Annotated in this window: 13 protein-coding genes; 4 read left to right on the top strand and 9 right to left on the bottom strand. The window is 70.7% G+C overall.

The genetic code is table 11. From position 1 onward, the window contains the following. Positions 1–9: 9 nt before the first annotated feature. Positions 10–891, top strand: coding sequence for a glycosyltransferase (locus tag ABD240_RS06440; RefSeq protein WP_344336364.1), 882 nt, complete (start codon positions 10–12; stop codon positions 889–891). Positions 892–918: 27 nt separating this feature from the next. Here the strand turns inward: ABD240_RS06440 and ABD240_RS06435 are convergent, their stop codons facing one another. From ABD240_RS06435 to ABD240_RS06400, 8 genes are all read right to left on the bottom strand, one after another. Next, the gene (locus ABD240_RS06435; RefSeq protein ID WP_291794807.1) at positions 919–2,088 is read right to left on the bottom strand and encodes an FUSC family protein; all 1,170 of its coding nucleotides are present in this window, start codon (positions 2,086–2,088) and stop codon (positions 919–921) included. A gap of 22 nt (positions 2,089–2,110) precedes the next feature. Continuing rightward, positions 2,111–3,271, bottom strand: coding sequence for a TAXI family TRAP transporter solute-binding subunit (locus ABD240_RS06430; RefSeq protein WP_291794806.1), 1,161 nt, complete (start codon positions 3,269–3,271; stop codon positions 2,111–2,113). Beyond that, the gene (locus ABD240_RS06425) at positions 3,268–5,385 is read right to left on the bottom strand and encodes a TRAP transporter permease (RefSeq protein WP_291794805.1); all 2,118 of its coding nucleotides are present in this window, start codon (positions 5,383–5,385) and stop codon (positions 3,268–3,270) included. The genes ABD240_RS06430 and ABD240_RS06425 overlap by 4 nt, the downstream gene beginning before the upstream one ends. 476 nt (positions 5,386–5,861) lie before the next feature. Next, on the bottom strand, positions 5,862–6,833 hold the full coding sequence (locus tag ABD240_RS06420) for a C-terminal binding protein (protein ID WP_344336360.1): 972 nt from the start codon (positions 6,831–6,833) through the stop codon (positions 5,862–5,864). Further along, on the bottom strand, positions 6,830–7,591 hold the full coding sequence (locus ABD240_RS06415; RefSeq protein WP_291794803.1) for an HpcH/HpaI aldolase family protein: 762 nt from the start codon (positions 7,589–7,591) through the stop codon (positions 6,830–6,832). Before ABD240_RS06415 ends, ABD240_RS06420 begins: the two co-directional genes overlap by 4 nt. Before the next feature lie 49 nt (positions 7,592–7,640). Then, complete coding sequence (locus ABD240_RS06410; protein WP_344336356.1) at positions 7,641–8,915, bottom strand: TRAP transporter large permease; 1,275 nt, start codon at positions 8,913–8,915, stop codon at positions 7,641–7,643. A 9-nt stretch (positions 8,916–8,924) separates the two neighbouring features. Beyond that, entirely contained in the window at positions 8,925–9,458 is a 534-nt protein-coding gene (locus ABD240_RS06405) for a TRAP transporter small permease (protein WP_344336354.1), read from the bottom strand. Further along, a complete protein-coding gene (locus ABD240_RS06400; protein WP_344336351.1) occupies positions 9,455–10,525 on the bottom strand; it encodes a TRAP transporter substrate-binding protein in 1,071 nt (356 codons plus the stop codon). Before ABD240_RS06400 ends, ABD240_RS06405 begins: the two co-directional genes overlap by 4 nt. A 146-nt stretch (positions 10,526–10,671) precedes the next feature. Here ABD240_RS06400 and ABD240_RS06395 point away from each other — a divergent pair, with 146 nt between their 5' ends. Beyond that, the gene (locus ABD240_RS06395; RefSeq protein WP_344336350.1) at positions 10,672–11,337 is read left to right on the top strand and encodes a GntR family transcriptional regulator; all 666 of its coding nucleotides are present in this window, start codon (positions 10,672–10,674) and stop codon (positions 11,335–11,337) included. 49 nt (positions 11,338–11,386) lie between these two features. Here the strand turns inward: ABD240_RS06395 and ABD240_RS06390 are convergent, their stop codons facing one another. Continuing rightward, complete coding sequence (locus ABD240_RS06390) at positions 11,387–11,902, bottom strand: HutD family protein (RefSeq protein ID WP_344336349.1); 516 nt, start codon at positions 11,900–11,902, stop codon at positions 11,387–11,389. Between the two features lie 162 nt (positions 11,903–12,064). On the opposite strand from ABD240_RS06390, the gene ABD240_RS06385 reads away from it, so the two are divergent. Together ABD240_RS06385 and ABD240_RS06380 are read left to right on the top strand one after the other, a co-directional pair. Further along, entirely contained in the window at positions 12,065–12,745 is a 681-nt protein-coding gene (locus ABD240_RS06385; RefSeq protein ID WP_291798563.1) for a GntR family transcriptional regulator, read from the top strand. Positions 12,746–13,253: 508 nt separating this feature from the next. Beyond that, positions 13,254–14,735, top strand: coding sequence for a mannitol dehydrogenase family protein (locus tag ABD240_RS06380; RefSeq protein ID WP_344336346.1), 1,482 nt, complete (start codon positions 13,254–13,256; stop codon positions 14,733–14,735). The last annotated feature ends 14 nt before the right edge of the window (positions 14,736–14,749 follow it).

The following is a 14,749-nucleotide window of genomic DNA, read 5'->3' as shown; positions in this document are numbered from 1 at the left end:
GAACCGCGAGTGCGCCGATTGCGCCGGCCTGGTGCTGCTGCCGGTGGCGGACGGACGCCCCAGGACCGCCTCTGGCAGGCGGTCGAGCACCAGCTCCTCGCCCGGACCTCGGCCGTCATCACTCTCAACTCCGACGACGAGGCGTGGTTCCGGCAGCGGATGCCCCCGCACGCGGTGGAGCGGATCCGTGCGGGGGTGGGTCTGGGCCTGAGCCGGTACCCGCGGACGACGCCGCCGGACGGGCCCCTGCGCCTTGCCTGGATCGGTGAGCACACCGCGCGCACGTGCCCGCACTTCGCCGTCGCGGCAGCGGCGGAGCTGCACCGTGCGGGTCTCGGCTTCTCACTGACGATGATCGGTGTGGGTGAGCGGCTGGAGCGGACGCGGAGGGAGGCGGCACGGCGCGGGCTGGAAGGCGTGGTGCACGTGGCGGGCTGGGGCGACGCCCGGCAGGCGCTGGCGGGTGCGCACGCCCTCGTGCACACCGCACAGTGGGAGGGGCTGCCGCGGGTCATGCTGGAGGCGTTCGCCGTGGGCCAGCGCTCCTATGCCTTCGATGTCCAGGGCGTGCGCGATGCGCCGGGCGCCGTGCTGGCGGCCGATGGGGACGTGCCCGCTCTGGTGCGTGTGGTCCGCACCGGCTGGGAGTCGGGCGGATGCACCGTCCGCTCACGGAGGATCCGCAGTTCCTCTACAGCACGGAGGCGGTCCGGCGGATCCTCGTGTTCCTGCTCGGCACGGTCCTGCCGACAGGAGCGGGGGTGGGAGCCTCGGACAGGGGGCCAGCCGCAGGACGCTGGCGGAGCGGGAGCGCCGGGACGGGCGGCAGACAGGTCTACGGCCGTGAGCGACGACGCCCTGCTGCCGGGGGCGAAGCGGGTGATGGCATGAGTGGCGGGCGGGGCGGTGAGCGGGCCCTCAGGACTCCTCGGTCTCGCGGGCCTCTCGCGCGGAGGCGACGTCGTCGACGATCCGCACGATCTGCTGGGCGCTGGTGAGGAGCGAGCCGTACAGCGGCCAGGTGGAGCGGGGCAGCGAGCTGTCGGCGGACATCGCCTCGGCGAGGTCCGCCAGGCGTGCGCCCACAGGCTCCACCTCCGCCTCGGGATCGGCGATCGCACGGCCGGCGTCCCGGAGGATCGCCGTCCACTCGCGCCGGAAGCGGGCGTCCCAGTCACCGTCCGCGACGCTGGCCTCGCGCAGGGTCCGTGCGAGATGGCGCAGGTGGGAGACGCTCTCGTCCGCGCGCATGAGGATCTCCTCGTACCCCACCTCACGGCCGCCGGACCCGGAGCGGCGGAGGAGGAGGTGGCGCGGGTTCGCCCACCTGCTCTCACGGGCGCTGTGCACGGCCTGCCAGGCGGCGTCGAGATCGGAGCTCATGGTCTCCGTCTCCGCCATCCAGGCCTCGGCCCGGTCCGTGTCCCATGAACTCTCGAACTCCTCGGCCATGTTCGTGAGGATCCCGCCCATGCGGCGGTTGATGCTGTCCACGTAGCGGGCGGCCTCCCGGTCCCGCAGCGGCGGGATGAGGAGGAGATTCGCGACGATGCCGACCCCGGCACCCACCGCGACCTCGAGGAGCCGGTCGTCCAGCAGCGGCGCCTGCTCGTCGAAGCCCGCTCCCAGCACGAAGATCGCAGTGGTCGCGACGGCGACGCCCTCCGAGCGCAGGCCCGGCACCCGGGCCAGCACCAGTCCCGCCAGCAGCGCCAGCGCGAACGTCCACAGGCTCACGCCCAGGCAGCTGCCGATCACGAAGGAGAGGCCCACGCCGATCCAGGAGGCCACGGTGGACTGCAGCCCGTGGCGGACGGACTGGTACAGCGTGGGGAAGACCGTGAGGAGGGCGACCCACGGGGCCAGGAACGGCACCGGGGACTCCAGCACATTCACCGCCAGCCACCACGCTGCGGTGGCCGCGACCACGGACTTGAGGATCTGCAGGAGGTCCGTGACGGCCTCGGGCCGGGAGGGGAGGGAGCGGACGGCCGCGAGCGTGCGCCGGGGGAGGCCGCGCAGCCGGGCGAGGGGATGCGAGAGCACCCCGCCGGAATCCGGCGGGGTGCTCTGTGCGGGTGGCTTCATGCTCTCCGAGCGTAGCGGGTTCTCAGCCCATCGCGTCCGGATCGTCCGTGCCCTTGGCGAGGCCGTGCTCCGCGCGCCACTCGATCCAGGCGGGCAGCATCTCCTCGTCCGAGTAGTCGCCGGCGGTCTCCATGAACGCCGCCCACTCCTCGTCGAGCTTCTCGCCGCGCTCCACGAGCTCGTCCTGCTTCGCCTGCGCCTCCTCGGTCCAGCGGTCGTGCTCCTTGAGCCAGCGGATGAGGCCCGGGTGGTAGGGGACCTCGCGCGGGGTGTCCTCCACCGTCTCCGGATCCCAGCGCGGCATGTTGATCGTCGCGTTCTCGTACTTGGGGTAGGTCCGGGCGATCGAGTCGACGAGCGCGTAGACCTCGTCCTCGGAGACGTCCGCGTAGGCGGAGATCGGCAGGGAGTAGACGAAGCCGTTGGTGGACTCGCCCTCCTCCTGCGCCGGCGCGCCCTCGAAGGGGAGGACGTTGACGGACGGCGCGAGCTCGTGCAGCCGGTCCACGGCCTCCGTGTCGTCCGGATCCAGATCGATCCAGGAGATGTCCATCTGCGACTCGAGTTCGTAGATGACGGAGCCGTACACCTGCTGGTACTGCGTGTCGATCTTGCCCTGCTTGAGGGCCTCGGTCTGCTCGCCGTAGGCCACGTTCACCGACTGCACGTCCTCGCGGGTGAGCCCGCCGTAGGCCAGGTAGGCGTCGATCTTCTGGTTCACGGACGGGTTCGCCGTGATGTAGGGGACCTTCTTGCCCTTGAGGTCCGCCGGCGTCTCGATGCCGTCCGCCGTGCGGGTGAGCAGCGAGTGCGCGGAGTGCGGGGCCCAGACGACGCGGGTGTCCTGCGGTCCCCAGTCCTCGTTGGCGAACTCGTTGACGCCCTCGAAGCCGAAGATGTACTCGTCGCCCAGGCGTCCCATCGCCGCAGCGCCCGCTCTCACGGCCGCGAGACGTCCGATGGCGGTGTCCGAGGCGATGATGCGCACACGCGCGCCGGTGTCGTTGGAGACCTGGTTGGAGACGGCCGCGAGGTCCGCGTAGGTGGCCGTGCCGGTGCCGTAGGTGGCGAAGACGAGCGGGTCGCGCAGGCCGCTCTCGGTCGTCTCGGTCGAGGTCTGGCAGCCGGTCAGCAGGAGCGCGGCCGTGGCCAGCCCGGCGAGGAGTGCCTTGGTGCGTCTCATGACTGGGCCTTTCCGTTCGTGGTGGTGGCTGTCGCCGTGACGGCGGCCTCGGGCTTGGTCCCGAGGACATAGGCGAGGAGGACGCCCGCGATCCCCACGCCCAGGCCGATGAACGCGGACGCGGTGGTGGGCCAGAACATGAGCAGTCCGCCCGCTGCCAGCACGAGCCGGACGACGATGCCGATCCGGCGGCCGTTGAGCGTGAGGAAGCCCTCGAACGACGAGGCGAGGAAGTACACGCCGACCATGGCGGTGAGCAGCGCGAGGACGATCTGCACGAACGTGGAGTCCTGGGCCACCAGCGCCGGGTTGAGCACGAACGCGAACGGCACGATGTACTTCACCGCGCCCAGGCGCATGGCGGTGATCGAGGTGGCCATCGCGGGGGTGCCTGCGATGTTGGCCGCCGCGAAGGAGGCCAGCGCGACGGGCGGGGTGATGTAGGAGACCGTCGCCCAGTAGATGACGAAGAGGTGCGCGGCGATGGGGTTCACCGCGATGGTCTCGCCGAACACCACGAAGGGCTCGGTGGTGAGCGCCGGCGCCAGCACGATCGCCAGCAGCACGTAGACGGCGGAGACCGTCATGCCCATGCCGAGGACGAACGAGGTGACCGCGCCGGCGAGCAGCATGAGCCAGAGGTTGTCCCCCACGAGGCGGATGAGCTCGGTGGCCAGCGAGAGGCTCACGCCCGTCATGGATAGACCGCCCACGATCAGGCCCACGCCGGCGATGATGCCGACGATCTCCGCGACCGTCTTGCCGCTCGCGTAGACGAAGTCCAGGAACGCGCGCGGGGTGAGCCGGTGCTTCTTCATGAACAGCATGCAGATGAGCAGGAAGGCGATCACCCAGAACGGCGCCTGAGTCTCGTTCTTCGTCACGACCATGAGGAGGACGAGACCCACGAGGGCGGCCACGTAGGGCAGTCCCTTCATGAGGGTGGGCAGTGCCCTGGGCAGCTCCGCCTTGGGCATGCCGCGCAGCAGGCTCTTGGCGGAGTACGCGTCGACCTGCAGGAAGATGCCCCAGTAGTAGAGGAACGCGGGGATGGCGGCGGCGAGGGCGACCTCGCCGTAGGGCACGCCCACGAAGCTCACCATGAGGAAGGCCGCGGTGCCCATGATGGGCGGGGTGATGGTGCCGCCGGTGGCGGCCGTGGCCTCGATGCCGGCGGCGTAGCGGCCGGGGAAGCCGGAGCGCTTCATCGCCGGGATGGTCATGGGGCCGGTCGTGAGCACGTTGGAGACGGCGGAGCCGGACATCATGCCCATCGCCGCGGAGGAGACGACGGAGACCTTGGCGGAGCCGCCGCGGTAGCGGCCGAACACGCTCATGGCGAGGTCGTAGAAGAAGGTGGCGCCGCCGGAGAACTGCAGTGCCACACCGAAGATGAGGAAGCCCACGAGGATCGTCGCGGCCGTCTGCAGGGGCAGACCCAGGATGGAGTCGACGCCCATCGCGTGGATCTGGGCCGTGAGCGGCAGGGAGAACGGGATGCCCTCGAGGAAGGTGATGGGGATGCCCGCCGCGAAGACCGGGTAGAGGGAGAACACGAACGCGATGCACGTGACCACGAGGCCGGCGGTGCGGCGCAGCCCCTCCAGGACGATGATCCAGAGCACGAAGGACGCCACCGTGGCGAGAGTGGGGGCGATGTAGTCCCAGCCGCGCTCGGCGATGCGCTGGCCGTTGGCGCCCAGGTAGATCGTCACGACGAGCGTGAGCGCCGCCAGTGCGATGTCGTACCAGGGGACCGAGGTGCGCGGTGCGGTCGGCTTCTTCCGCAGCGGGAAGACGATGAAGACGATGGGGAGGAACGCCGCCAGCAGGAAGTAGAGGAAGCTGTTGGTGAGCATCGAGAAGCCGCCCAGATCCCACAGGAACGCCTGGTTGAGCACCAGGAGGACGCCCGCGAGGGTGAGGACCATGACGACGATGCGCCACGCCAGCGGCAGGCCGGGACCGGACCCCTCCGCGGGGTCGTCGAGGCTGTCGAGATTCGCGGCGGGGACGTCGGCGGAGGCGGGTGACTGTGCGGTCACCTCTGCCTCGGGCACGGGGGCGGTCTCTCCCGGGGGAGAGGCCGCGGCGTCATTGCGTGGCGTGCTCATGTGCACCTCATCGTGGATGGTGGGCTGACGGCTGTTCTGCGGGAGCGGCCGGAGTCGTTCCCCGTTCCCGGTTCCGGATGCCGGGCGGCAGCGCTGCGAAGGCCTCGCACGCTGCCGGGGACGGCTTCCGGGCAGGGGTGTGGGGCCGACGAGACGCGGAGCCGCGCATTGCCGGTGGTCTATATCACACCCGTAACCGGGACCACAATAATGTACAGCCTGCTGCGCAGACCGCGCGACAATCTCCACACTATGAGCGTGAAATACCTGAATCGGCGCTTATTATTGCCCCACTGGTCAATAATATGGAAAATATTATTGTATTTCCAGTCTCGTTCTTGCGCAGTGTGCGCCGTCATACGCAGGACGCGGAGGGCAGGCGCCGCCGGTCGTACCCGTCGTCCCACCGATCCGCCTGCGGTGAGCAGGGTGCGGCGGACAGGAGCGCGCGGGCGGCCCGCTCCCGTCCGCCGCGGTCAGCGCCGCAGCTGGCAGCGCAGAGACTCTCCGCGCAGCGCGCGCTCCATCTCCTCGGCCGCGAACCGCTGCAGGTTCGTAAGCGAGCGCTCCGAGTAGAACGCCGCGTGAGGGGTGAGCAGGGTGCGCGGTGCGGTCCTGAGCGGGTGGCCCTCCTCGAGGGGCTCGGACTCGAGGACGTCGAGGCCGAGGCCGCCCAGCCTTCCTGCGGAGACGGCCTCGGCGGCGGCACGCGTGTCCACCAGGGCTCCCCGCGCGGTGTTGACGAGTATCGCCGAGTCCTTCATGGCGGCCATCGCCCGCGCGTCGATGAGGTGCCGGGTCTCGGGGGTGAGCGGGGCGTGGACGGAGACGATGTCCGCGCACTCGAGGAGCGTGTCGAAGTCCGTGAGCGTGATCCCCTCCGCGGCCACGGCCTCGGCGTCCGCATAGGGGTCGTAGGCGATGACCTCGGCGCCGAAGGCCCGGACGCGGGCGGCCACCTTCCGCCCGATCTGCCCGGTCCCCACGAGCCCGTAGGTGACGTCGGAGACCGCCGCGATGGGACCGAGGTCCGTGGCGGAGACCCAGCCGCTCTCCGAGGCGGTGATCCGGGCGTGGTAGTCGGCGACGCGGCGGAGGACCGCGAGCGCGAGCATGACCGTGTGGTCCGCGACGGTGTCGGCGCCGTAGTCCGGCACGTTGCACACGCGCACGCCGTGCCGCGCGGCCGCTTCCACGTCGATCGTCTCGTAGCCGATCCCGTAGCGGATCACGGTGGCGCCCTCCGCCAGCCCTGCGAGGACGCGATCGGTGATCTCCGCGTACGCGAGCATGACGACGTCTGCGCCGGCGGTGAGCTCCGCGACCTCCGCCTCCGCCGTGACGTCGCTGCGGACGACGAGTTCGGCTCCCGCGCGGGCCGCGGCGCGCTCCTCGTGCGCCAGGCCGGGGAAGCTCTGGTCCGTGATAACGACGCGGCGCGCCCTCACTCCGCGCCCCTGCCGGCCGCGAGATCGGCGGCGAAGGCGGCGCGGGCGGCACCGGTGTCCGAGGAGGTGGTGATGAAGGTGAAGCCCTGCTCGCGGCGCATGCGGGCCTGCTCGCCGTTGCCGGTGTGCACGGCCGGGATCTTGCCGTGCTCCTGCGTCACCGCGAGGACGCGGGCGATGGCCTCGGTCGTGGCCTGCTCCTCCGGGCCGGGCCGCGAGCCCACCGCGAAGGAGAGGTCGGAGGGGCCGATGTAGAGGCCGTCGACCCCGTCGAGGGCCGCGATCTCCTCCACCGCGGCGAGCCCGCCTGCCGTCTCGATCATGGGCAGCAGGAGCGGCCTGCTCGCGCAACCGGGCTCGTCGCCGGTCATGAAGGCGTTGTTGGGTCCCCAGGAGCGCGTTCCCCCGGCATCTGGGTAGCGGAGCGCGGCGACTGCCCGTCGAGCGTCCTCGACGGAGTCGATGAGCGGCACGATGACGGCCTCGGCGCCCGCGTCCGCGGCCATGCCGATGAGGGTGAAGTCGTTCTCCGGCACGCGGACCACGACCATCGCGTCGCCGCCGGAGCGGATCGCGTCCGAGAGGCGCACCACGTCTCCGGCCCGTGCGAAGCCGTGCTGCATGTCGATGCAGACGTAGTCGTAGCCCACGGAGGAGGAGAGGCGGGCGAGATCGGCGCTGTCGGAGCCCAGCCACATTCCGTGGTAGACGCTGCCGCCGCGCAGTGCCTCGAGGTGGGAGGTGCGGAAGTGTGCCATTGCGATTCCTTTCGGTGTAGGGGAGATGTGCGGGTGCGCCGAGCCGTGCTCAGGATCCGACCAGGAACATGGACAGCGCGGGGACAAAGCTCACGATGAGCCCCACCGCCACCAGCAGGACGAACCCGGGGGCCACCGCGACGATGGCCTCGCCGGTCCTCACCTTCGCCACGCCCGCGGCGATGAACAGGTTCACGCCCAGGGGCGGGGTGATGAAGCCGAAGGAGAGCACGACGATGATGAGCACGCCGATGTGCACCGGGTCGAGGCCCGCCAGACTGAGGACGGGGACGAGGATGGGCGCGGTGATCGTCACCGCCGCGATCGTCTCCATGAAGGTGCCCAGCAGGAGGAGCAGGAGGTTGACCAGCAGGATGATGACGACGGGGTTGTCCGAGATCGCCGTGAGTACAGCGACGATCGTCTCCGGGGCGTTCTCGATCGTGAGGATCCGGCCGAAGATCGCCGCCGCGGCCACGATGAACATCAGCGCACTCGTGGTCAGCGTCGCGTTGACGAAGGTCTCGAGCAGATCGCGCAGGCGCATCTCCCGGTAGACCAGGAGCGCGAGGACGACGCCGTAGACGACTGCGATGACGGCGGCCTCGGTGGGCGTGAAGATGCCGCCGTAGATCCCGCCGAGGATGATGACGGGCAGGAGGAGGCCGCCCTTGGCGCGGTTGAGGGCGGAGAGGCGCTCTTTCCAAGTGGACCGGCCGGTGCCGCCCACGCCGTGGGTCCGTGCGTGCCAGATCGCCCAGGCGATGAGGACGAGGCCCATGAGGATGCCGGGGAGCACCGCCGCGAGGAAGAGATCGCCGATGCTGGTGCCGGTGACCACGCCGAACACCACGAGCGGGATCGACGGCGGGATGACGACGCCGATCGTGCCGGCCGCGGCGATGAGCGCGGCGGAGAACTTCCGCGAGTAGCCCACCCGGACCATCTCGGGGATCATGATGCCGCCCACGGCGGCGACGGTGGCCGGGCCGGAGCCGGAGATGGCGGAGAAGAACATCGCGGTGAGGACGGCTGCGACCCCGACGCCTCCGGGGATGTGGCCGACGAAGGCGTTCGCGGTGTCGAACAGCCGCTTGGAGATCCCGCCGCGGCCCATGATGAGGCCGGCGAGGATGAAGAATGGCACAGCCATGATGGGGAAGGAGTCGTTCGCGGTGGTGAGCGTCTGCGTGAGCATGCCCAGTGAGACGCCGGGGGCGAAGAGGACGATGACGAGGAGGCTGGAGGCGAGCAGGCCATAGGCGATCGGCAGGCCGAAGGTGAGTGAGGCCAGCAGGGACAGGAGAAGTACGGTGAGCGTCATGATGGGTCCTCAGCTGTCCGTCGCGCCGGTGGGGGCAGGGTGGGGGCCGGAGTCGTCCGCGGCGCGCCGCCAGAGCGCGATGCTCGCCTGGACGCCGCGGGCCGCGGTGAGCGTCATGCCCACCGGCAGTGCCGCGTAGACGATCCACATGGGCAGGGAGAGGGCGGCCGAGGTCTGCCCCAGGTCGGCGATCACGTAGGCGATCTGGAAGCCCTTGGCCAGCAGGGCGCAGTTGATGGCGACGGCGAGTGAGAGGCAGATCTGCGCCAGGACCCGCTGTGCGCCGGCGGGCAGCCTCTCGGTGAGGATGTCGATCGCGATGTGCTCGCCCCGGACCGTCACGGCCCCCAGGCAAAGGAAGATGAGCCAGATGAAGAGGTAGCGTGCGAGCTCCTCGCTCCAGGACAGGGAACTGCCGAGGGCGAAGCGCGAAACGACCTGGATGAAGAGGACCGCGACCATCGCGGCCATGAGGAAGGCGCCGAGGACCTCCTCGATCCGGAATCTGCGCGGTCCTGCGTGAGTGTCCGTTCCCCAGCTCATCGTGCCTCCTCGATTTCCGCTCTGAGTCCGTCGACGAGAGCGTCGCCGAGCATCCGGCGGATGTATGGCTCCGCCGCCTGAGTCATGACCTCGCCGAACTCCGCACGCTGGTCCGCGGAGAGCTCGGTGATCGCGAGGCCGGCTTCTTCGATGACGCCGAGTGCGGCCTCGTCGTCGACGACGGACTGCTCGCGGCAGTACCGCACCGATTCGGCGCCCGCCTCGTCGACCATGCGCTGCAGCTCGTCCGGTAGGGAGTCGTAGAACGTCCCGCTGATGATGAGGGGGGAAGGCGCATACACGTGCTGGGAGAGGACGAGTGCTGTCTGCACCTCGTAGAACTTCTGCGTGACGATGAGGGGCAGGGGGTTCTCCTGCGCGTCGATGGTGCCCTGCTGGAGGCCGGTGTAGACCTCGGTGAACGCCATGGGCGTGGCGCTGGCGCCGGTGGCGTTCCAGGCGCGGATCTGCGTGGGGTTCTCCAGGGTGCGCAGCTTGATGCCCCGCATGTCCTCAGGCCCCGTGATGTCCGTGCGGTCGGCGGTGAGGTTGCGGAAGCCGTTCTCCCAGTAGCCGAGGCCCTTGAGGCGGACCTCGCGCAGATCGTCGAGGACGGCGGAGCCGAACGGGCCGTCGAGCACGGCGTACGCCTGCTCGCGCGTCTCGAAGAGGTAGGGGAGGTCCCAGATGTTCATCGAGGGGGAGAAGGCCGCCAGGGGCGAGGAGGAGGGCGCGGTGAGCTGGAGGTTGTCCAGCTGGATGGCCTCGGTGAGTTCGCGGTCCCCGCCGAAGACGCCGTTGGGGAACAGCTTCACCTCGATCCGGCCCTCGCTGATCTTCTCCAGGTGCTCCTTGAAGCGCACGAAGGAGCGGTGCATGAAGTGGTCGGTGGACGAGGCGTGGGCGGCGACGATCGTGTATTCGGCTGTGCTGTCGGCCGCGACTCCGCATCCTGCGAGCGCCAGTCCCGAGGCTCCCAGCAGTCCCAGCATCGAGCGGCGGGAGAGCGAGGCGCGGCGGGTGGAGCGGGCAGGCAGGGGGAGTCGCGCGCGGTGGGGTGCAGACATCGTTATCTCCTTAGCGCGCAGTTAACGGTTAACCGTTAGCCGTGTGGAATGATTGGACCACGAACGAGATGTGAGGTCAAGCACAAGCGGCCGTGCGGCGCGGGCCGGGGTGTGCGGCACGTGCCGGTGCGGGCGGGAGGAGTGCGATGAAGATCAGGAACGAGCTGCTGGGCGATCAGCTCGCACGTGTGCTGCGGCGGCAGATCCTCTCCGGCGAGCGCCCGGGCGGAGATCTGCTGATCGAGAAGGCCCTCGCGGAGGACTTCGGCACCAGCCGCGGCCCGGTGCGGGACGCGCTCGCCCAGCTGGACGAGGACGGGCTCATCGCGGCCTCGGGGCGCAGCTACCGGGTGCTGGAGGTGACGGCGCACGACATCGAGGAGATCTACGACCTCCGGTATCTGCTGGAGCGCCATGCGATGGGGAGGGCCGCGCGGACGGGCGCGGAGCTGGCTGCGGCCCACGAGGCCGTCCGCCGGATGCGTGCCGCCGCCGAGGCATCCGACGGGATCGCGTTCGGCAGGGCGGACCTGGCGTTCCACCGTGCGTTCCAGGAGGCGGCCGAGCAGCGCCGGATCCTGTCCATGTGGAGGAAGTTCGAGCGCAGCCTCAGCACGCTGCTCGAGGTGAATCCGCACCCGGGCGATGACCTGCTCCGCGCCGTCGAGGTGCATGCCGACCTCCTGCGCGCGGTGGAGAGCGGTGACCCGGCGTGGGAGGAGCAGCTGCAGACGCACCTGGGCGAGGCGCGCGACCGCTTCGCGCTGGGCTATGCCGCGGAGCCGGGGCTGGAGCCGGGGTCGGGGTCGTGACGGACGGGAGCCTGGGGCGATCTCGTTCCCGTCTGCGAGCTCGCTGAGGTCAGAAGCGCAGCACCGGGCCGAGGCGACCGTCCCCCTCTGCCCCTTCCCGCTCCCGCAGCAGGGTGAGGCGGGGGCCGAGGTCCGAGTCCTCGAGGGTGAGGAGGAAGGTGCCGTCCACGCCGGGCTCGGGGGCGGCATGCCCCGGGCCGCTCTCCACCATGAGGTTGACGGCGTGGCAGGGGTGCGGAAGCTCGACGAGCACGGTGCGAGCGGCCCCGTCGAAGATGCACGGAGCGCCGGCGGCGACCTCGTGCCGCTCGCCGTCGATCTCCAGCACCACGTTCCCTCCCACGGGCCGGAACGTGCGGTGCATCCCCGGCAGCGGCGAGAAGTCGGCCGGCCGCTCCAGCGCGGCGATGCTGAGCCGCCACCGAGGCCGCCCCGGGGTGAGCTGTGCCGACCTCTCCAGCGAGACGAGTTCCACGGTGGAGCCGGCGCCGTTGGCCCACGGCACGGCTGCGCTCTCCGCGTAGGAGGCGATGACCTGCAGGGAGGCGGGAGGGGGAGTGCGCATGTTCGGCACTGTAGGCGATGGCATCCGCGGATGTGAGATTCTGTATGCGCTTCTGCGGCGTCCGCACACCGCCGGCGCACCCCGCCTCCGTGCACCCGCCTGCCGGCGGTGCGCGTGCACTGTGCGCAGGCGCCGCCCACAACCGAGTCTCCAGGGGATCGAATGACGCAGCCCTCGGTCTACGACCGCATCCGCGAGAAGATCATCCGCAATGAGATCGCCTCGGGGGAGAAGGTCAGCATCGACGCACTGGTGCGGGAGCTGGGCGTCTCCCAGACCCCGGTGCGCGAGGCACTGCACCACCTCGAGGGTGACGGGCTGGTCATGCGCGCCCGCGGCCGCGGCTACTCCACGACCCCGCTGCTGGACGAGGCGCAGCTGCGCAGCATGTTCGAGGTGCGGCTGCTCATAGAGCCCTGGGCGGCACGGGTCGTCTCCGCCGACAGGACCACGAATCCCGGCCGGGACCTGCTCGGGCTCGTCTCCTCGTTCGCGGATGCGCACCCGGATGTGTGCTCGCGCAGCGATCTGGCCGCGCACGACCTCGAGTTCCACCGCGCCATCCACCGGGCGACGGGCAACGGCTTCCTCATGAACGCCTACGAGGGCCTCCACGCGCAGCTGCACCTGTTCCGCCTCTACGCGGAGGACATCGCGAGCGCGAGCACCCTGCAGGAGCACCGCGAGGTCGCCGAGGCGATCTCCGCCTGCGCAGGCGAGCGCGCCGAGGCTCTCATGCGGGAGCATCTGGAGCAGGCGATGCACCGGTTCCTGCCGTCCGTGGGCGGCAGGCCCGATGGACGTGAGCTTCCGCCGACCGGGCGCATCCTTCCCAAGGCCTGACCGCGCTGCGGGCGGACGCCGGCAGGCGGCGTGCGCACTCTGCAGCGCTGAGCGTGCGGTGGTGGTGGGGTGACATGCGGCGCCCCGCGAATGCGCCCTGCCGCCCACGCGAATGCGCTTTCCCGCCCATGCATAGGTGGGTGGCAGGGCACTTAGGCGGTGCCTCGAAAGCCGCGAGACCGCGAATGCGCTTTCCCGCCCGCATATATGTGGGTGGCTGAGCGGACAAGCGGTGTGCGGCTGTCGCGCTGCCCCGCCCTGCGTCCGGCGCACCGCTTCACACCCGGCTACGCCGCCCTCGCGCGCACCGCCTCACCCCGGCTCCGTCGCCCCACCCCGTGCCCGGCGCACCGCCTCGCGCCGCACCCCTCCCTCAGCGTCCGCGGACACCCATTGCGCTCCGTGTCCCACGCCCCTATCCTTGGCTGAACTATCTGAAATGTGATTTTGCTATATGTTTGGCGGGGCAGTGATGCCGGCCGCACCGCAGGGAGAGGACAGCGCAGTCATGACCGAGCGACTCGGACGGGAGACGCTGCCCCGCCATGCCCTCATCGGAGCCTCCGCGCCGGAGCGGACCGGCATCGTCCATCTGGGTCTGGGCAACTTCCACCGCGCGCACGCCGCCGTGCACACCGCGCAGGCGATGGCCGCTGCAGGGGGCGAGTGGGGCATCCGCGGCTTCGCCTTCTCCTCCGGTCGCGTGGCGGAGCCCATGCGGGCACAGGACAACGTGTACTCGATCCTCCAGCTCACCGAGGACGGTGTGCAGGCGGGCGTGGTCGACGTCCACCGCGACACCGCGATCGCCGCGCAGGACCCTTCCGCCGTCGTCTCCGCGATCGCGGATCCCGCACACCGCGTCCTCACCCTCACCATCTCCGAGCTGGGCTACAGCCGGGACGGGGCCACCGGCCGCCTCGCCGTCTCAGACCCTCGCGTCGCCGCGGACCTCCGGCAGCCGGCCGCGCCGTCCACAGGCGTGGGGATGATCGCCCGAGGCCTGGAGGCCCGCGCCGCGAGCGGCGAGCCCTTCGCCGTCGCCTCCTGCGACAACCTGCAGTCCAACGGTGCCGCCACGCGCGGCGTCGTCCTCGAGTTCCTGCAGGCGGCGGATGCGTCCCAGGACGTGCTGGACTACGTCGCCTCCGCCGTCTCCTTCCCCAACACCATGGTCGACCGGATCGTCCCCGGCACCACGGCAGAGCACTCCCGGCAGGTGGCGGAGCTCCTCGGCCTCGAGGACGCCTGCCCGGTGCCGGCCGAGGACTTCTCCATGTGGGTCATGGAGGACGACTTCGCCGGCGGCCGTCCGGCATGGGAGCAGGCCGGCGCCGTCTTCTCCGACGAGGTCGACGCCTATGAGATGGTCAAGCTGCGCCTGCTCAACGGCCCGCACTCGCTCATCGCCTATCTGGGTGTGCTCTCCGGCCGCGAGACCATCGCCGAATCCTGGAGCCAGGACTTCGTGCGCACGGCGGTGGACGCAGCGATCCGGAACGACTTCCTGCCCTCCTTCACGCTGCCCGCCGGGTTCGATCTGGAAGCGCACCTGGCTCTGCTCTCCCGGCGCTGGGGCAACCCCCTCATCCGCCACGCCACCACGCAGGTGGGCTCGGACGGCTCCTCCAAGCTGGTCCAGCGGCTCACCGGCGCCGCGCTGCACTCCCTGGACCGCGGCGCGATGCCGCACCATCTGGCGCTGAGCATGGCCGCCTGGATCGCATGCACGGCGCCCCCGGCCGGATTCGCTCCCGGCCCGCTCGCGGAGCGGATCGTCGAGCCCGCCGGGGAGCGTCTCGCAGAAGCCGTACGGGGCGCCGCCGGGGTCGAGGACCACGTGCGCCGCATCCTCGACGCGGGGCTCTTCCCGCCGGCGCTCGCCGGACACGAGGGCTTCGCCGCCCGCACGGCGGAGCTGCTGAGCACCCTGGTGCGGCACGGAGCCCGTGCCGCGGTCGCGGAGGCGGGAGCCGCCCGTGCGGACTGAGAGCCGCGGCGTCA

The organism is Brevibacterium salitolerans (genome assembly GCF_039531405.1).
Taxonomy (GTDB): Bacteria; Actinomycetota; Actinomycetes; order Actinomycetales; family Brevibacteriaceae; genus Brevibacterium; species Brevibacterium salitolerans.
Note: the sequence above shows the minus strand (reverse complement) of the source record. Positions and strands in the feature narration are given on the sequence as shown.